Annotated in this window: 15 protein-coding genes; 7 read left to right on the top strand and 8 right to left on the bottom strand. The window is 60.9% G+C overall.

Annotation, left to right across the window (positions count from 1 at the left end):
* The 3 genes from QE453_RS19585 to QE453_RS19575 are packed head-to-tail and all read right to left on the bottom strand — an operon-like array spanning position 1 to position 4,770.
* Complete coding sequence (locus tag QE453_RS19585; protein WP_309777754.1) at positions 1-2,811, bottom strand: DUF4159 domain-containing protein; 2,811 nt, start codon at positions 2,809-2,811, stop codon at positions 1-3.
* Complete coding sequence (locus tag QE453_RS19580) at positions 2,808-3,734, bottom strand: DUF58 domain-containing protein (protein WP_004442988.1); 927 nt, start codon at positions 3,732-3,734, stop codon at positions 2,808-2,810. Before QE453_RS19580 ends, QE453_RS19585 begins: the two co-directional genes overlap by 4 nt.
* A 25-nt stretch (positions 3,735-3,759) precedes the next feature.
* A complete protein-coding gene (locus tag QE453_RS19575; protein WP_004442986.1) occupies positions 3,760-4,770 on the bottom strand; it encodes a MoxR family ATPase in 1,011 nt (336 codons plus the stop codon).
* 175 nt (positions 4,771-4,945) lie between these two features.
* On the opposite strand from QE453_RS19575, the gene QE453_RS19570 reads away from it, so the two are divergent.
* Genes QE453_RS19570 through QE453_RS19560 form a run of 3 tightly spaced genes read left to right on the top strand, consistent with a single transcriptional unit; the run spans position 4,946 to position 7,463 of the window.
* The gene (locus tag QE453_RS19570; RefSeq protein WP_004442985.1) at positions 4,946-5,575 is read left to right on the top strand and encodes a DUF1285 domain-containing protein; all 630 of its coding nucleotides are present in this window, start codon (positions 4,946-4,948) and stop codon (positions 5,573-5,575) included.
* Entirely contained in the window at positions 5,572-6,210 is a 639-nt protein-coding gene (locus QE453_RS19565; RefSeq protein WP_309777752.1) for a CoA pyrophosphatase, read from the top strand. The genes QE453_RS19570 and QE453_RS19565 overlap by 4 nt, the downstream gene beginning before the upstream one ends.
* On the top strand, positions 6,207-7,463 hold the full coding sequence (locus QE453_RS19560; protein ID WP_153776219.1) for a CCA tRNA nucleotidyltransferase: 1,257 nt from the start codon (positions 6,207-6,209) through the stop codon (positions 7,461-7,463). The genes QE453_RS19565 and QE453_RS19560 overlap by 4 nt, the downstream gene beginning before the upstream one ends.
* 26 nt (positions 7,464-7,489) lie before the next feature.
* Here QE453_RS19560 and QE453_RS19555 read toward each other — a convergent pair whose 3' ends face one another.
* From QE453_RS19555 to hemF, 3 genes are all read right to left on the bottom strand, one after another.
* Positions 7,490-7,675: a DUF1059 domain-containing protein gene (locus tag QE453_RS19555; protein WP_004442982.1), complete on the bottom strand. Its 186-nt coding sequence runs from the start codon at positions 7,673-7,675 to the stop codon at positions 7,490-7,492.
* A 119-nt stretch (positions 7,676-7,794) separates the two neighbouring features.
* Positions 7,795-8,061, bottom strand: a complete 267-nt coding sequence (locus QE453_RS19550; RefSeq protein WP_004442981.1) for a hypothetical protein — start codon at positions 8,059-8,061, stop codon at positions 7,795-7,797.
* 121 nt (positions 8,062-8,182) lie between these two features.
* Complete coding sequence (gene hemF / locus QE453_RS19545) at positions 8,183-9,094, bottom strand: oxygen-dependent coproporphyrinogen oxidase (protein ID WP_004442979.1); 912 nt, start codon at positions 9,092-9,094, stop codon at positions 8,183-8,185.
* A 128-nt stretch (positions 9,095-9,222) separates the two neighbouring features.
* On the opposite strand from hemF, the gene QE453_RS19540 reads away from it, so the two are divergent.
* The gene (locus QE453_RS19540) at positions 9,223-9,498 is read left to right on the top strand and encodes a hypothetical protein (protein WP_004442978.1); all 276 of its coding nucleotides are present in this window, start codon (positions 9,223-9,225) and stop codon (positions 9,496-9,498) included.
* Between the two features lie 59 nt (positions 9,499-9,557).
* Here the strand turns inward: QE453_RS19540 and QE453_RS19535 are convergent, their stop codons facing one another.
* Positions 9,558-11,210: a Na/Pi cotransporter family protein gene (locus tag QE453_RS19535; RefSeq protein WP_309777750.1), complete on the bottom strand. Its 1,653-nt coding sequence runs from the start codon at positions 11,208-11,210 to the stop codon at positions 9,558-9,560.
* Between the two features lie 173 nt (positions 11,211-11,383).
* Positions 11,384-11,857 (bottom strand): tRNA (cytidine(34)-2'-O)-methyltransferase, encoded by a 474-nt coding sequence (locus QE453_RS19530; RefSeq protein ID WP_004442975.1) that lies wholly within the window; start codon positions 11,855-11,857, stop codon positions 11,384-11,386.
* Positions 11,858-12,091: 234 nt separating this feature from the next.
* Here QE453_RS19530 and QE453_RS19525 point away from each other — a divergent pair, with 234 nt between their 5' ends.
* The 3 genes from QE453_RS19525 to QE453_RS19515 all read left to right on the top strand — a co-directional run bounded on the left by QE453_RS19525 (position 12,092) and on the right by QE453_RS19515 (position 17,208).
* Positions 12,092-12,967, top strand: coding sequence for a phosphodiesterase (locus tag QE453_RS19525; protein ID WP_037089774.1), 876 nt, complete (start codon positions 12,092-12,094; stop codon positions 12,965-12,967).
* 377 nt (positions 12,968-13,344) lie between these two features.
* Positions 13,345-15,195 carry an ABC transporter ATP-binding protein gene (locus QE453_RS19520; RefSeq protein ID WP_045532037.1) on the top strand — a complete coding sequence of 617 codons (1,851 nt, stop codon included), beginning with the start codon at positions 13,345-13,347 and terminating at the stop codon, positions 15,193-15,195.
* Between the two features lie 144 nt (positions 15,196-15,339).
* Positions 15,340-17,208, top strand: coding sequence for an ABC transporter ATP-binding protein (locus QE453_RS19515; protein WP_309777747.1), 1,869 nt, complete (start codon positions 15,340-15,342; stop codon positions 17,206-17,208).
* The last annotated feature ends 9 nt before the right edge of the window (positions 17,209-17,217 follow it).

Raw genomic sequence — 17,217 nt, 5'->3', positions numbered from 1 at the left:
TCACTGCCCCAACCGTTCGAGAAGTGCCGGAACATGGACCTGATCGGCCTTGTAGTTGCCGGTCAGCATATACATCATGATGTTGACGCCGGAGCGGAAGGCATGTTCGCGCTGCATCTCGTCAGGCGGCACGGTGGGCAGAACCGGTGCGCCCTGCGCATCGACGGCCCATGCGCCGGCGAAATCATTGCCGGTTATCATGATCGGCGTCACGCCGTCCCCGGAGGAGGAGAGGCCGGAGGTGGTCTTGGCGGCACCCTGACGCGATTCCACCCAGAGCGGCGAGCCATTGTAACGGCCGGGGAAATTGGTGAGCAGGTAGAAGGAACGCGTCAGGACGTGATCCTCCGGCACGGGCTCCAGCGGCGGAATATCGATATTGGCGAGGATCGCCTGCAAACGCTCGCCATTGGCTGTGGTCGCGCCGGTATCGAGCGAGGAGAACTGGTCACGCGTATCGAACAGCACGGTGCCACCGGCGCGCATATAGGCGTCGATGCGCGAGATGGCGGCGCTGGACGGCATGGGCGCGGAGGCCGAAACCGGCCAGTAGATGATTGGGTAGAAGGACAATTCATCCTTGGAAATATCAAGGCCGACAGGCTGCCCGGGCTCCAGCGTCGTGCGCCAGGTCAGGAATTCGCTCAAACCCTGCAAACCCTGTTCTGAAATGCGGTCGACATCGTCTTCGCCGGTGCGGACATAAGCGAGATGAGTGGTGTCGAGCCGCTCGAATATCTGCTCGTCGCCGGGTTTGGGATCGTCGGCGCGGGCGTCGTTTGGCGCCATGGCGGCAAAGGCACCAAGCGCCAGCAGCATTGTGGCCACTGTGGCGCTTCTGGCTTTCGGCAGGCGGGCAAAGGCACCGTTCATGAAAAGCACGATCAGGCTGTCGGCAATCAGCATCAGGAAGGCAACGATGAAGAGGGCGGGACGCAGCGATTTCGCCGTCTCGCCAATCAGCGCTTCACTTGACGTGCTGACACCGGCGGCCGAGGTATCGAGCGGGCGCAGCGTCGCACCTGCGGGCAGGAGATTGAGAGCCACGAAACCATCCTCTGTGCCGTAAAGGCCGGGGGGATTGTCGAAACCGGTGCGCGGAAGCTGGCCCGCGCGCATTTCCAGCGGCCGGGCAGTGCCGATTTCGGCAGATAGCGCGCCTTCCGCCGTCAGCAGCCGGAAGGGTGGCAGAGCGGCGGCCGGGGCATTGGCGGAAGCCGAAGCGCCGCCCGCCTTGGACAATTGCACAATACGGCGAAGCATATCGACGAAGTGGCCAGATATCGGCAGGTCGGACCAGCTGGCCTCGGCGCTGACATGGAACAGCACGATGCGGCCCGCCTCGACGTTGCGGGTGGTGACGAGCGGCGTGCCATCGGCAAGGCTTGCCCACGTGCGTTCGGCGAGGTCCGGTGTCGGCTCGGCCAGAACCTGACGTTTGACGAGAATGCCATCGGCTTTCGGCATGCCGGCGAAAGCGCCGAATGCAGGGAAATCGGCAAGCGGTTGCGGTTCAGCCCAGGAGAGTGCGCCGCCGAGCGCGCGTTCGCCCTGTCTCAGCGTCACCGGCACCAGCGGGTCGTCGGCGGGGGCTGCAGCAAGGCGTGGCCCGGCGAAGCGGATCAACGTGCCGCCGCCCGCAAGCCATTTTTGCATCGGCTCATATGTTTCCTGCGGCAGGCGGCCGATATCGGCCATGACAATGACGGAGGGGTTGGATTGCAGGATTTCCGGGATGGCCTGCGCCAGATCGGCCTGCCGCTGCGGAATGAGATCGACGAAGGGCTGAAGTGCGCGGCTGATGTAATAAAGCGGTTGCAGCAGCGGCTGGAAGTCGTTGCCGGTTTCGCCTGCCAGCAGCGCCACGCGGCGGCGGCGGAAGCCGTCATCGAGAAGATGCACTGCACCCGCCGTGGAAACACCTTCAAGGGAAAGACGGGCGAAATCGTTGCGCAATTCGAAGGGTGCTTCCACCGTTGCCGTTGTTTCAGCCTGGCCGGGGGCGAAGGTGGCGATGCCATTGGCGAGGATGCGGCCCTGGCTGTCCTGCGCGTTGACCGTCAACCGGGCAGCTTCCGCAGTATCGAGCCTTGAAAGCGAAACGCACATGGCGTCGGCATTGTTGGTTGCGCCCGTTATCGCGGCAATGGCCTTGCCGTCGCCGCTGACGATACGGAATTCGGCTGGTGAAAGACTGGCCAGCGTTTTCAGGGCGCTTTCGTCCTGCGCCGTCTGCACGCCATCAGCGATATAGGCGAGGGTGCCGGGGGTCGTGCCGTTAAGCGCTTCGGTGATGGCTTCGGCCGTACGGACACGATCGGGCACGAGCGGCTTCGGTTTTGCCGCTGCCAGCTTTTCCAGGGCGACCGCTGTCGTTCCGGGTACGGCGTCATGTTCGGCATCGGCTGTAAAAGCGATGGCGACGGGGCGCTCGGCACGCTCTGCATCCCCGATCAGGGCTTCCGCGGTCGCCACGCGCCGCTCCCAGTCGGGCGCAGACGCCCAGCTATTGTCAACCACCAGCACCAGCGGGCCGCTGCCGGCGATGCCGCTGTTGCGTGGATTTACCACCGGATCGGCGAGAGCAAGAATCACGGCGGCGGCAAGCGCCATGCGCAGCAAGGTGAGCCACCACGGGCTTTTCGACGGCGTTTCCTCGCGTTTCAACACCGTCGCCAGAATCTTCAGTGGCGGGAAGACCTCTGCCTTGGGGCGCGGCGGGGTAAGCCGCAGCAGCCACCAGATGGCAGGCAGCGCGAGCAAGCCGAAGAGGATGTAGGGACTGGTGAAGACGAAAGGCAATGCGCTCATCGGCGGCCACCGCCTTGCCCACCGCCCTGTGCCGGCGCGCCGGAAAGATACATGTGCATGGCCACCAATGCCTCGGAAGCGAGATGGTCGGTGCGGTGGAACACGAAGTTCCAGCCCAGCCGGCGAAGCGACGAGGAGAGTGCCTCGCGCCTTGCGAGATAGGCGCGGGTATAGTCTTCGCGAATGGTCTCGGCGCGGCCGGACACCAGTTTTTCGCCGGTTTCCGGATCGCTAAATTCGGTGCGGCCGGAATAGGGGAAGGTTTCTTCGGCCGGGTCGGCAATTTCCACCACGTGGCCGCGCAAGCCCCGTCGTGCGAGCGGTGAAATGCGCTCCATCACGGCCTGTGCATCATCGAGAAAATCGCCGATCAGCACGATGTCGCTCGCGCCACGGATCATGCCCGTTTCCGGCATGCCTTCGGTCGGCGGCGCATGCATGATCGCGGTGGCGAGCCGTTCGGCGGCATTCCGGGCCGAAACCGGTTCCATGATACCGGGGCAGCCGATGCGCTCGCCGGAGCGCGCGAGGATTTCCGCCAGCGCCAGCATCAGCACCAGGGCCCGGCTTTCCTTGGAAACGGAACCGAGGGTCGATTTGAACATCATCGACGGCGACATGTCGGCCCAGAGCCAGATTGTATGGGCCGCTTCCCATTCGCGATCACGTACATAGGTATGGTCGTCGCGGGCGGAGCGCCGCCAGTCGATGCGCGAGAGACTTTCGCCTTCTGCATAGGGCCGGAACTGCCAGAAATTTTCGCCGATACCGCGCTTGCGGCGGCCATGCCAGCCTGCGGTGACGGTGTTGGCGATGCGCTTTGCCTCGACCATGCAGTCCGGCACCAGGGCGGCGCGCTGGCGCGCGCGCGCCAGAACTTCGCTACCCGGCGTCTTGTCTACGATCTGGCCGATGGATGCCACATGCAGTCCTTTCGCGAACGTCGCTTCAGTTCTTCGCCTGCTCCACGAGGGCAGCGATGACATCGCGCACCGACATGCCTTCGGCGCGGGCCGCAAAGGTCAGCGCCATGCGGTGTTCCAGCACCGGTTCGGCCAGCGCATAGACATCGTCAAGCGAGGGCGCGAGCCTGCCTTCGTAAAGCGCACGCGCACGGGCCGTCAGCATCAGCGACTGGCCGGCGCGCGGACCGGGACCCCAGGCAACGTTCTTATCGGTCAACTTGTTGCCGTGGCCGGGGCGGGCGGAACGGACGAGCGACAGAATGGCGTCCACCACCTTGTCGCTGACCGGCATCTGGCGGATGAGCGCCTGTATCTCCATCATGCGGGGCGCATCGATGACGCCGCGTGCTTCGCCCGAGGCGGTGCCCGTGGTGTCGAGCAGGATCTGGCGTTCGGCGGCAAGTTCGGGATAACCGACATCCACCTGCAGCAGGAAGCGGTCGAGCTGGGCTTCGGGCAGCGGATAGGTGCCCTCCTGTTCCAGCGGGTTCTGCGTTGCGAGAACGTGGAACGGCTTCGGCAGCTCATAGGTCTGGCCAGCCATGGTGATGTGGTATTCCTGCATGGCCTGCAGCAGCGCGGACTGCGTGCGCGGGCTGGCGCGGTTGATTTCATCGGCCATCAGCAACTGCGCAAAAACCGGTCCCTTGATGAAGCGGAACGAGCGGCGGCCGTTTTCATCCTGGTCCATGACTTCGGAACCGAGAATATCTGACGGCATCAGATCCGGGGTAAACTGGATGCGGTTGGCGTCGAGGCCAAGCACGGTGCCGAGTGTGGTGACGAGCTTGGTCTTGGCAAGGCCGGGAACGCCGACAAGAAGGGCATGGCCGCCGGAGAGGATGGCGAGAAGCGTGTTCTGCACCACCTTTTCCTGGCCGAAGATAACCTTGGAGACTTCCGCGCGGATCGCCGCAATGTCGGACAGCGCCTTTTCGGCCGAGGCGATGATCGCCTTTTCATCGAGGGTTTCGCCGGTATTCATCACGCCCATGTCGCTCTCCTCATACCTTCGCCGCTGTCACATTTGCATTCCGGTTTTACTGGCCGCCAGCCGGAACGGATTTTGCGCTGCATATAGCTTATTGCTCTCTTGGCCGCTGACAAGCGCCATTCGAATGACTATGTCGTGACTTAGTATTTCCTTATCGGCAAAGCGAGACTCGAATATGGCAGCGGAGACGATAAATTCGGCTGATGATGCGGCTGGCCTTGCGGCGTTGATTTCCCGCGCCGCGGAACAGACCGGTGACGCCAGGCGCGGACCGGCCCCGGTGGACCGCTGGAATCCACCCTTTTGCGGCGATCTCGACATGGAAATCCGCGCTGACGGCACCTGGTTCTACCTCGGCACGCCCATTGGCAGGGCGCCGCTGGTGCGGCTGTTTTCGACCGTTCTGCGCAAGGATGAGGATGGCAAAACCTATCTTGTAACTCCTGTGGAAAAAGTCGGCATCCGGGTCGTCGATGCGCCTTTCGTCGCCGTGGAAATGAAGGTGACGGTGGGCGAGGAGGATGGGGAGCCTGTGCTCACTTTCCGGACGAATGTTGGCGACGTGGTAGAGGCGGGGCGGGAGCATCCGCTGCGGTTTGAAATTTCGGGCGAAAACCGCGAGTTGAAGCCCTATCTTCTGGTCCGCGGCCGTCTGGAAGCGCTTGTCTCGCGAGCCGTGATGTACGACCTCGTCGCCCTCGGTGAAGTGATCGAGGTAAACGGCGTCGACATGTTCGCGGTGCGCTCGGGTGGCGTCGTTTTTCCAGTCATGCCCGCCAATGAACTGGAACGGCTTTCGCAATGACGACCACGACAATAGGCCTCAAGGCTTTTACTGCCAGCGACTTCCGCCGCCGGGTGCTGCAGGAGGGCGAGGGCGTGGCCGAGCGCGAAAATGGCGACCATGTCCTCAATCCGGGCGTGGTGCTGTCCGGGAACGGCATCAAGCTGAAAGACGCCGCCGTGCTGGTCCCGGTTATCGATGACGGCAATGATGCCCGGGTGATCTTCACCCAGCGCACCTCCACCTTACGCAAACATTCAGGCCAGATTTCCTTCCCGGGCGGCGGTATCGACGCCGAGGACCGCACGCCGGAAGAGGCAGCATTGCGCGAAGCGGAGGAGGAAATCGGTCTGTCCCGGTCCTTCGTGGAAACGGTGGGGCGATTGCCGGATTATATCTCCGGCACGGGTTTCCGGATAAAGCCGGTGCTGTCCGTTGTTCGGCCGGGCTTCGACCTCACGCTCAATCCGGCGGAAGTGGACGAAGTTTTCGAGGTGCCGCTGTCCTTCCTGATGAACCCTGAAAACCACGCGCGCGGTAGCCGCATCTTTCAGGGGAAGGAGCGGTTTTTCTATGAAATGCCCTATGGTGAACGCTACATTTGGGGCATTACGGCGGGCATCGTCAGGACGATTTACGAAAGGTTTTATTTATGAACAGCCTTGCCGGCCAGGACTGGTTCGAAAAACCGGCGCTGAAGCGCATTTTCGCGCTTTTGAATGCCGATGGCGGCGAGGTGCGGATCGTCGGCGGCGCGGTGCGCAACGCGCTGATGGGCCTGCCGGTGGTCGATATCGACATGGCCACGACGCTGACCCCCGACGTGGTTGTTGCGCGGGCCAAGGCTGCGGGCATCAAGGCGGTGCCAACAGGCATCGAGCATGGCACGGTAACGCTGGTCATCGACGGTGAAGGTTTCGAGGTAACGACGCTGCGCCGCGATGTGGAGACCAATGGCCGCCACGCACAGGTGGCCTTCGGCACCGACTGGCAGACCGATGCCGAGCGGCGCGATCTCACCATCAATGCTCTCTATGCCGATGAAAAGGGCGAGATCATCGACCTTATCAACGGGTTGCCCGATATCGAAACCGGAACCGTGCGCTTCATCGGCGACGCGGCGACGCGAATTTCGGAAGATTATCTGCGGATTCTCCGCTTTTTCCGCTTTTTTGCCCATTATGGCTCTGGCCGCCCGGATGCCGATGGCTTGCGAGCCAGCGCACGGGCCAAGGACAGGCTGGCGACGCTTTCGTCCGAGCGGGTGTGGAGCGAGTTGAAAAAGCTGCTTTCGGCCCGCGATCCTTCCCGCGCCCTGCTCTGGATGCGGCAATCGGGCGTTCTAACGGAAATTCTTCCCGAAACCGAGAAATGGGGTATCGACGCCATTCACGGTCTGGTCGCGACGGAGCAGGCTCTTGGCTGGGCGGTAGATCCAATGCTGCGGCTTGCCGCGATCGTGCCGCCGGATGGCGAGAGGATGGCCTCTCTGGCCGCGCGGCTGAGGCTGTCGAAGGCAGAAGCTGCCTACCTTGCCCATTGGGCCGCGGCCCCGCCGGCAGATCCCGAACTGAAGGAGACGGCGCTCGACCGGCTGCTTTATCGTCAAGGTGTCGAAGGCGTGAAGACGCGGCTGAAACTCGCGCTTTCCTCCGCTCGTGCCGATATTTCGGCCGGCGAGACAGCCATGCAGAAGGTTGCGCGGTTTTCGACACTGCTGGCGAGGGCGGAGAAATTCCAGAAGCCCGGATTTCCGTTAAGCGGTGCAGACGTGATGGCAGCGGGAGTCGCGGCCGGTCCGCAGGTCGGCGAGGTGCTGAAAAGCCTTGAGGAAAAGTGGATCGACGTCAATTTCTCGCTTGACCGGGCAGCGTTGACCGCCCGGCTTAAAGAGATGCTTCAGAACTGATATTGCCAGAGCGCTGACACTCCGGTCTAAGCCGCATTCGCCTCGTCGCGGATGCGGGCCTTGATGTTCTCGATCATATTTTCGCGGATAACGGTTTCGCCGTGGGCCGAGCGCATATGCTCCACCGTGCGGCGGACGACTTCAGCATCGTCATCTGCGCGTGTATGCCAGGCGCAGCCCGGCACGAGCGTTCCACATTCAAAAAGTCTCATGGTCTTGCCTCCCTGCTTCAGAAAAAGGCAGCATTGAAGTGACGTGCTGCCCTTCCGTTATGAAACAAAAGTCCGCCGCTTATGTTCCAAAGCGGCGTCCTTGAGCGCTGATACCGGACTTATTCGGGCATCGCCCAGCACTGGAAAACGGAGGACGTCCCGGCCGGCGGGATTTTTGTGCTGGGTCGTTCGTCGTTATCCGCGCGCTTCACGGCTTTTCCGGCGAGCGTGCGTTTCACCTGTTCGACATAAAAAGAATGCGGCAGTTCGCGATCGCCTGTTGAGCGCATTTCGGCGGCCAGGCGGTCAATCAATGCGGTGGTATCGATGGATTGCGATGCTCCCTCAGCGGAAGCAGAAATAGGCATGCTGTTCGAAGTAATCATGACGATAGCTCCTCCAGTACGTCTGCGGAAGGAGACTACCACTGCCTTGATTTTTCCATAAGTCCTAATTTACGCTATTTGCGACAAAATGGCTGATAAGCGTCAAATTTGCGTGAGGTTTTCAGGGCCAGCGCACTACCGGCGGCAGGGAGGACAAGATCGATTCGACATTGCCGCCGGTCTTCAGTCCAAAGATGGTGCCGCGATCGTAGAGAAGGTTGAATTCCACGTAGCGGCCACGGCGAATAAGCTGCTCGTCGCGGTCCTCTTCCGTCCAGTTCTGGTTGAAATTGGCGCGGACGATCTTCGGATAGACCAGATTGAAGGCCCGGCCGACATCCTGCACGAAGGCGAAATTGGCGTCCCAGCCGCCATTTTGCTCTTGCGGATGCAGCCAGTCGAAAAAGATGCCGCCGGTGCCGCGCGGCTCGTCGCGGTGCTTCAGGTAGAAATACTCGTCGCACCACGTCTTGTATCGTGGATAGTCCGCCACGGGATGGCGGTTGCAGGTGATCTCGAAGGCGCGGTGGAACAGCTGGGTATCGGCGTCCTGTTGCGTCCGCCTGCGGCCAAGCACCGGCGTCAGGTCGGCGCCGCCGCCGAACCAGTGGCTGGTGGTGACGACCATGCGGGTATTCATATGCACGGCCGGCACATTGGGATTGACCGGATGGGCGATGAGCGACAGTCCCGATGCCCAGAAGCGCGGGTCTTCTTCAGCGCCCGGTATCTGCTTGCGGAATTCCGGTGAAAATTCGCCGTAGACGGTGGAGGTGTGCACACCAACCTTTTCGAAGACGCGCCCTTCCATCATAGACATCTTGCCGCCGCCGCCTTCACCATTGTCACGCAGCCAGTCTTTCTGGACGAAACGGCCCGGTTCCTGATCGGACAAGGGGCCGGTCAGTTCGTTTTCCAGGGTTTCGAAGGAGGCGACGATGGTGTCGCGCAGATGCTGGAACCATGCCTGGGCAACGGCCTTCTTGTCTTCAATGTCCTCGGGCAAGCCCTTCGGCAAGATCGGCCGTTCCATGTCTCATTCTCCTGCGGTGTAGTCTGTCATGCCGCCTCTAGCAGGTGTTTGCGCCGCGCACAAATTCGACTCGCCAAGTCAGCGTGTCGACACTATCTTTAAAGACGTAGGTGCCAGAGGTGAATATCATGACGAAATTTACCGGACCGCCGCCCCTCGACGGGCTGAAGCGCAGAATTGCCAATCACCGCAGGGAGCGCGACAGCGCCGGCGGCGAACAAAAGCGTGAGGGCATGTTCGTGCGGCAAACGTTTTGTCTGGGACGCGAAGAAGCCCGCGCCAAGGCCCGAGAATGGTTCGACAGCTTTCCCAAGGCCGCTTACTGGACGGAAGTGGAAAGCTGGCGGCAGCTGGAAGGTGACCGCATCGAATTCACTATGCGCCGGCTTCCCTCGGCAGACTGATTTTTAGAGTGCTTTCGTCTTTCCGTACCGAAAAAACGGACCAGATTTTCTAAAATCCTCTAGGCGCGCGGCTCAGCATATCGCAAACGGCTTTCGATCAGCACGCCGCTTTCATCCAGAATGGGGTGCGCCACCGAAACGATATGGGCGTTGATACGCTTGAGGTCGCGCAGCATGTCGAGATGCAGCGAGCTTGTCTGCATGCTTTCCGTCAGCCCGTCGCGCAGCCGCTCCAGATGGCGGTTGGAGGATTGTTTTTCGAGGCGGCGAATATCCACCTTGCTTTCCATCAGCCTGCGGGCAAGTTCGAAATCGCCGGTCACCAGAATGCTCTGGGCGGCGCGCAGGTTCTCGATGGTCATGTCGAACAGGGTCTTCAACTCCTCATAACCGTCATCGGAAAATTTGAAGCTGTTCAGCACCTTCTTGCGGATCTGTTCGCAAATGCCCTTTTCGATGATGTCGCCGATATGTTCGAGGTTGATGGCATAATCGATGATTGCGATCGAACGGCGGGCATCCTCATCGTCAAGCCCCTTGCGGCCGAGCTGGGACAGATAGACCTTTACTTCCTGCTGGCGGCGGTCGACCTTTTTTTCGAGCAGGGATATTTCGGCAAGTGGCGCCAGGTCGTTGTGCTTGAAGGCGTTTTCGGCGCGGATCAGCATTCGCTCGATGCTGTCGCCGACGACCAGGACCTCCCGCGTTGCATTGGCCAGTGCCACCACCGGCGTTGCCAGCGCCTGTTGATCGAGGAAATTCGGGCCGTCTTCGGCTTTCGGATCACCGGGAACCAGCTTCGTCATCAGATCCGAGATGAGGCCCGAGAAGGGCCATGCGAGCGCGGCCAGGATGACGTTGAAGATGAGATGGGCGTCGACCGGCAGTTTCGCGGGTGAAAGCGGCAATTGCTGCAGGAACTCCGCGCCATAGGAGGCGAGCGGCAGGGCGATGAGGCAGCCAGTGGTGCGCACCGCGAGATTGCCTATGGTGATGCGCCGCGCCGAGGCGGGGCCGGAAAGCGTGGCGATGACCGGAGGAATGGCGCCGCCGAGATTGGCGCCGAGAATGAGGACGATGACGAGGCCGGTGGAAAGCGTTCCGGTGGCCGCAAGCGACAGGATCAACACCACCACGGCAAGGCTGGAGGAGGAGACGAAGGCAAGCACCGCGGAGAAAATCAGCGCAACCGGCCAGGCCCCGTCGAGCAGGCCGATAAAGACGGCAAGCGCGGGCGAGGCGCGCATGGGCTCGGTCGCGCCGCTCAGCAGATGCAGTGACAAAAGCATCAGGCCGATGCCGATCAGCGCCGTTCCGCCGCCCTGCCTGGCGTTGGAGCTTCCCTTCTTGAGCACGATGCCCGCGAGGATCAGAAGCGGTGACAACCATTCGACGCCCGCCGCCACGATCCACGCGGTCACGGCGGTGCCGACATTGGCGCCAAGCAGCACAACCTGCGCCATGCGCGGCTTGATGAGGTCACGTTCGGCGAAGGAGGCGACGGTGAGAGCGGTTGCCGTGGAGCTCTGCAGCGCGACGGTGGCGAAGAAGCCGGAAAAGAAGGATCGAGGCGCGTTCTGGGTGCCGGTGGCGAGTACGCTCCTCAGTTTCACGCCAAAGGCACGGGTCACGCCATCCTTCACCTGGGCGAGGCCGAAGAGCAGCAGCGCGACCGCGCCGAGAAGATTGACGATGACAATGGTGGACTGCATGCGACGTCTCCACACACCCGCCGGCGGACCGTCTCGGCGAGGGCGATTTTTATTGTCCGGCTAATCAGTATAGGAGCGTGAACGCCTCCGGTACAGGCCGGGTTGCGACAGTTTCGCGGCAAAAACGGCCAATTTTCAAATTTGCCTGAAAAATTGGCTGTAAAGATGGCAGGTCAGGACCATGAGGTCTGGCGCAAGGCCTCGCCGGTGACCATCGCAGCCGACATCGCAACGTTGATCGAGCGCTGCCCGGCGACCATCGGAATGATGATTCGCTCATCCGCCTTTTCATGCACGTGATCAGGCACGCCCGCACTTTCGCGGCCAAAGAGCAGGATATCGTCGGCACGATAGGTGATATCAGTATAGGGCTGGGCTGCCTTGGTGGAGGCGAGGACGAGCCGCCGGCCGGTGGTTGCCCGCCATTCCTCGAAGCGATCCCAGCTGACATGGCGCGTGAGGGCGGCCGCCGCAATGTAGTCCATGCCGGCCCGTTTCAGATTGCGATCCGAGATGTCGAAACCTGCGGGTTCGATGATGTCGACGCCAAGGCCAAGGCAGGCGGCCAGCCGCAGGATGGTGCCGGTATTGCCGGGAATGTCGGGCTGGTAAAGGGCGATTCTGATTTCGGTCGTGGTGCCGGACATGGAGATCTCACTGCGGTTGCTGTGCTCGTCCGATTATCACGCGCGGACAGGGGACGACAGGCAGTTTGCGAAAAGTCCCTCTCGGGTGTCATTCCAGACCGGATATTCATGCGCGTGACACACTGGGCGGCTACCCATTCACCAGTACATCATCAGGCTTGCCCGAACCATCGGGAACGGTTGACGTCGGCCTACTTGAGCCGGATCTTCTGCACGCAGGAACAGGGGGATAGCATGTCCGAACGGGTGAATTTCGTCCATCTGACCGATCTGCATGTGGGCAATCCGCAGGTGCAGGATGACGATCTTTATTCAGAGACCTCGGCCACGCTTTCCACGACGCTTGCGCAGATCAAGGCGCTGGTGCCGCCGCCCGAATTCATCATCGTCAGCGGCGATCTGACCAATCGGGGCGATGCCGGCAGCTATGAGGAGCTCAAGCGTCTGATAAAGGAAGCGGAACTCGGTATGCCTGTGCTCTTCGCGCTCGGCAATCACGACCGCCGCGATGGATTTTATCCCGTGATGCTCGATCGCCACGAGGATCTGGACGAGCCCTATGACCATGCCGAGGTGATTGCCGGCATTCACATCATCGTCATGGACACCAGCGTTCCCGGCAAGGTCGGGGGTGCTTTCGAACCCGGACAGGTCGAATGGCTTGAGGATGAGCTGGAAAACCATCCCGAATTGCCGAAGCTGCTGGTGATGCACCATGCGCCGGCGCTTGATTTCGACCGTCCCGATGCGGAGTGGGAATCCCTGTCCTTTGACGATACCGAGATTCTGGACGAGCTGCTGTTCGAACATGATGTCATTGGTATTCTGGCAGGCCACATCCATTACGACCGCATGTCACACTGGCAGGGCATTCCCATCGTGGTCGGTATCGGCCAGCATTTCGCGACCGATCCTCTATGGCTGCATGAGGGCGTACGCATGCTCTCCGGCGCATCTTTCGCCATCGGCACGATAAGGGATACCGGCCTGACCGTCACCTTTGCCCCGCAGCCCAGCGACCGGCGGGAACTCAAGCGCCATACTCAGGCCGGAATGATCGAGTTGATCACGGAATATGAGAGTGGTCAGGCGCAGGACGCAGCCGAATAAGGCGGTGCAGCACGGCAGGCGGCGGTCGGAAACCTTTGCGGGTAAATCCGTCCCTTTGTGCTACTCGACACATCTCGAGTTTTCGAGCGTGTCGGTGTCTTTCCGGCTGGTCATTGCTTAATTTTTGCGCTACAAGGCCATATCTTCAACACCAGCCAAGGGAGGTTCTTATGCCAAATGACATTCGTATTCGCCTCCCGGCCCCAGTAGTGCTGCTGCTGGCCTAGGTGTTACTCCGCGGCTCGGCCGCGTTTCCCATATTCCGATTCGTCATGTGGCTGTCACGGCCATGTTCAAAGACTTTTCCGTTCCGTCGTGGGCCATATTGCGTCCGCTTACCTTTGACGACGGGGCGATTTATTGCCGGAGCTTGGCCTATGTTTGGCTGGTTTGAAAAACGTCTCGATCCCTTTCCGTCTTCGACGCCTTCCGTGCCGCCGAAGACGCTTCTGCCGTTCCTGTGGCATTATGTGAAGCCCGCCTGGCCGTGGCTGCTGCTGCTCGGCCTGATGTCGATGGGCATCGCCGTTGCGGAAGCGATGCTTTACAAATTCCTCGGCAATATCGTCGACTGGCTTTCCACGGCCAATCGCGAGACGTTTTTTGCCGATGAGGGCTGGCATCTGATCATCATGGCCGGGCTGGTGCTGTTTCTGCTGCCGCTGATGGGCGCGATCCACACCATGACGATGCACCAGACGCTTGCCGGCAATTTCGGCATGATTGCGCGCTGGAAAATGCACCGTTTCCTGCTGCGCCATTCCATGACGTTTTTCGCCAATGAATTTGCCGGCCGGGTTTCGACCAAGGTCATGCAGACGGCGCTGGCGATCCGCGAAGTGGCACTGAAGGTCATCGACGTCTTCGTCTACGCGATCAGCTTTGTCGTTTCGATGCTGTTCATGGTCGCGGCTGCCGATTGGCGACTGGTTATCCCCCTTTTGGTCTGGCTGGGTATCTACATGGGTATCCTCGCCTATTTCGTGCCCAAGCTCGGCCGGCTGGCGCAGGAGCAGGCCGATGCGCGCTCCATGATGACGGGCCGGATCGTCGACAGCTATACGAATATTTCGACGATCAAGCTGTTTTCCCATGCGGGCCGCGAGGAGAGATACGCGCGTGAGGGCATGAACGTGTTTCTCGGAACCGTTCACCGCCAGATGCGCAAGATTTCCGGCTTCAACATCCTGATCGACCTGAACAATGCGGTGGTTCTGTTTTCAACGGCCGCGCTCGGTCTCTATTTCTGGATGCAGGGTTCGGTGACGGCCGGTTCGGTTGCCATCGCCATCAGCCTTGCGATGCGCGTCAACGGCATGTCGCAGTGGATCATGTGGGAAGTCACCTCACTGTTCGAAAATATCGGCACGGTCTATGACGGCATGTCGATGATGACGAAGCCGCATGACATCGTCGACGTTCCGAAGGCTCCGGAACTTGCGGCCCCGCAGGGCGGCATCCGCTACGACAACGTCCGCTTCCACTATGGCAAGAACAAGGGCGTGATCGACGGGCTGACGCTTGATATCAAGCCGGGCGAAAAGGTCGGTCTGGTCGGGCGTTCGGGGGCGGGCAAGACGACGCTGATGAACCTGCTGCTGCGTTTTTACGATCTGGAAGGCGGCAGGATCACCATCGACGGTCAGGACATCTCCAAGGTGTCGCAAGACAGCCTGCGAGAATTGATCGGTGTCGTGACGCAGGATACGTCGCTGCTGCACCGCTCGATCCGCGACAACATTGCCTATGGTCATCCGGAAGCCACCGACGAGCAGGTGATTGCGGCAGCAAAGCGGGCCAATGCCTGGGATTTCATCGAAACGCTGGTCGACATGCATGGTCGCCAGGGCCTCGATGCCCAGGTAGGTGAACGCGGCGTGAAACTGTCGGGCGGCCAGCGCCAGCGTATCGCAATTGCGCGCGTCTTCCTCAAGAATGCGCCGATTCTGGTACTTGATGAGGCGACCTCGGCGCTCGATTCAGAAGTCGAGGCGGCAATTCAGGAGAACCTGTTCTCGCTTATGGAAGGCAAGACGGTGATCGCCATCGCCCACCGTCTCTCGACGCTCACCGAAATGGACCGGCTGATCATTCTGGACAAGGGCCGGATCGTGGAAGCGGGCAGCCATGCGGAACTGGTGGCAATGGGCGGCATTTACGCCGATCTGTGGCGGCGCCAGTCCGGCGGCTTCATAGCCGATCACGAGGCGGAAGCGGCCGCGGAGTAAGGAAAGACGGAGGGCGGGAAACAGGGTTCCCGCCCTCCGTCTTTTATTCCTGCCTTTTTCAGTTCCCGAACGTTACCGAAATATAATCTCTCACCGTAGCCTCCGCGGCTGTTCCCGCACCGGGAATCCGCCTATATCCGGATCATGCTCATTACCCGCATCTTCGAGTATTTCGAGAACTGGATAAAGCCCTTCGACCGCAAGGACGATTTGCGGCCGCCGGAAAGCACGTTCGCCTTCATCTGGTTCTATATTTCGCAGGCGAAAGCGCCGTTCTTCGCGATGCTGGTGCTGGGTGGGCTGACTGCGGCCATCGAGGCGGCGCTTTTCTGGTTCGTCGGCCGGCTTGTTGATATTCTCTCGACGGTAAAACCGGAAGAAGGCTGGGCCGGGTTGCTTTCCACCCATGGCGGCGAACTCGTCGGCATGCTTGTCCTGATCGGCGTCATCCGCTTCATCGTCACGATGCTGACGGCGCTGGTGGATCAGCAGATCATCACGCCCGGCTTCTACAACCTGGTGCGCTGGCAATCCTACATGCATGTGGCGCGGCAGTCGCTGACCTTTTTCCAGAACGATTTTTCCGGCCGCATCGTCACCAAGGTCTGGTCCGGCGGGCAGGCGGCGGGCGACCTTGTGACCTCGTTGATGGAAAGCGTATGGTTCGTCGGTATCTATTCCGTCTCGATGCTTTTGCTGATCGGGGGGCTGGACTGGCGGCTTGCGGTCGTTGTCGTTGTCTGGGTGGCGATCTTCTCGCTGCTGGCGCGCTATTTCGTGCCGCGCATCCGCTATCATTCAAAAGAAACGGCGGAAGCCGCCTCCATGCTTTCCGGCCGCATGGTAGATGCCTACAGCAATATCCAGACCCTGCGGCTGTTCGGGCGCGACGACGCCAATGACCGCTACATGCGGCAGGGCTTCGATATCTTTCAGCGTGCGACGATGACGTTCACGCGGTTCATTACCGGCGTGCGGGCATCGATGGCGCTGCTGTCAGGCGTTATGATCACGTCCATGGCGGCTCTCTGCATCGATCTGTGGCTTTCCGGCAAGATCAGTTCCGGTGCGGTGGCCTTCACGCTGGCGCTGGTGCTGCGTCTCAATTTCCTGCTGGGGCGCCTGATGACGCAGTTCAACGGCATCATGCGCAATTTCGGCACGGTGCAGAACGCCGCCGAGTTGATCTCTCAGCCGATCGGTCTCGTCGATGCGCCTGACGCGGTTATGCTGGAGGTTAAAAAACCGAGCATTCGTTTCGAGAATGTCAGTTTCCACTATGGCCGAAAGAACGGCGTCATCGACCATCTCAATCTCGACATCCGGGCAGGGGAAAAGGTCGGCATCGTCGGACGCTCCGGCGCGGGAAAATCCACCCTCGTTAATCTGCTGCTGCGGTTTTACGATGTCGAGAAAGGACGCATTCTCATCGACGGGCAGGATATTGCGGGGGTAACCCAGGAATCGCTGCGGGCCCATATCGGCATGGTTACGCAGGACACCTCGCTGCTGCATCGCTCTATCAGGGACAACATCCTGTTCGGCCGCACCGACGCCAGCGAAACGCAATTGCAGGAGGCGACGCGACGGGCCAAGGCGGACGACTTCATCAAGCGGCTGGAGGATCAGCGCGGACGCACCGGTTTTGACGCCCATGTGGGCGAACGCGGCGTGAAACTCTCCGGCGGCCAGCGCCAGCGTATCGCCATTGCCCGTGTGATGCTGAAGGATGCACCAATCCTCGTGCTTGATGAGGCGACCTCGGCGCTCGATTCCGAGGTAGAGGCTGCGATCCAGAGTAATCTGGACGAGCTGATGCAGGGCAAGACGGTGCTGGCAATCGCCCACCGCCTTTCGACCATCGCGGCGCTCGACCGGTTGATCGTGATGGATCAGGGGCGCATCGTCGAGCAGGGCACACATTCGGAACTGGTCTCGCGGGGCGGACTCTATTCGGAGCTCTGGGCGCGGCAATCGGGCGGGTTTCTCGCGGCAGACGAGGCGATCCCGTAAAGCGCGGCG

Source organism: Agrobacterium sp. SORGH_AS_0440 (assembly GCF_031453135.1).
Classification (GTDB): domain Bacteria; phylum Pseudomonadota; class Alphaproteobacteria; order Rhizobiales; family Rhizobiaceae; genus Agrobacterium; species Agrobacterium pusense.
This window is presented reverse-complemented; position numbering and strand designations above follow the sequence as displayed.

Excerpts from the sequence above, each read along its gene's own strand:
- QE453_RS19585 (WP_309777754.1), bottom strand. The coding sequence starts at position 2,811 with ATGAGCGCATTGCCTTTCGTCTTCACCAGTCCCTACATCCTCTTCGGC.
- QE453_RS19575 (WP_004442986.1), bottom strand. The coding sequence starts at position 4,770 with ATGGGCGTGATGAATACCGGCGAAACCCTCGATGAAAAGGCGATCATC.
- QE453_RS19570 (WP_004442985.1), top strand. The coding sequence starts at position 4,946 with ATGGCAGCGGAGACGATAAATTCGGCTGATGATGCGGCTGGCCTTGCG.
- QE453_RS19565 (WP_309777752.1), top strand. The coding sequence starts at position 5,572 with ATGACGACCACGACAATAGGCCTCAAGGCTTTTACTGCCAGCGACTTC.
- QE453_RS19560 (WP_153776219.1), top strand. The coding sequence starts at position 6,207 with ATGAACAGCCTTGCCGGCCAGGACTGGTTCGAAAAACCGGCGCTGAAG.
- QE453_RS19555 (WP_004442982.1), bottom strand. The coding sequence starts at position 7,675 with ATGAGACTTTTTGAATGTGGAACGCTCGTGCCGGGCTGCGCCTGGCAT.
- QE453_RS19550 (WP_004442981.1), bottom strand. The coding sequence starts at position 8,061 with ATGATTACTTCGAACAGCATGCCTATTTCTGCTTCCGCTGAGGGAGCA.
- hemF (WP_004442979.1), bottom strand. The coding sequence starts at position 9,094 with ATGGAACGGCCGATCTTGCCGAAGGGCTTGCCCGAGGACATTGAAGAC.
- QE453_RS19540 (WP_004442978.1), top strand. The coding sequence starts at position 9,223 with ATGACGAAATTTACCGGACCGCCGCCCCTCGACGGGCTGAAGCGCAGA.
- QE453_RS19535 (WP_309777750.1), bottom strand. The coding sequence starts at position 11,210 with ATGCAGTCCACCATTGTCATCGTCAATCTTCTCGGCGCGGTCGCGCTG.
- QE453_RS19530 (WP_004442975.1), bottom strand. The coding sequence starts at position 11,857 with ATGTCCGGCACCACGACCGAAATCAGAATCGCCCTTTACCAGCCCGAC.
- QE453_RS19525 (WP_037089774.1), top strand. The coding sequence starts at position 12,092 with ATGTCCGAACGGGTGAATTTCGTCCATCTGACCGATCTGCATGTGGGC.
- QE453_RS19520 (WP_045532037.1), top strand. The coding sequence starts at position 13,345 with ATGTTTGGCTGGTTTGAAAAACGTCTCGATCCCTTTCCGTCTTCGACG.
- QE453_RS19515 (WP_309777747.1), top strand. The coding sequence starts at position 15,340 with ATGCTCATTACCCGCATCTTCGAGTATTTCGAGAACTGGATAAAGCCC.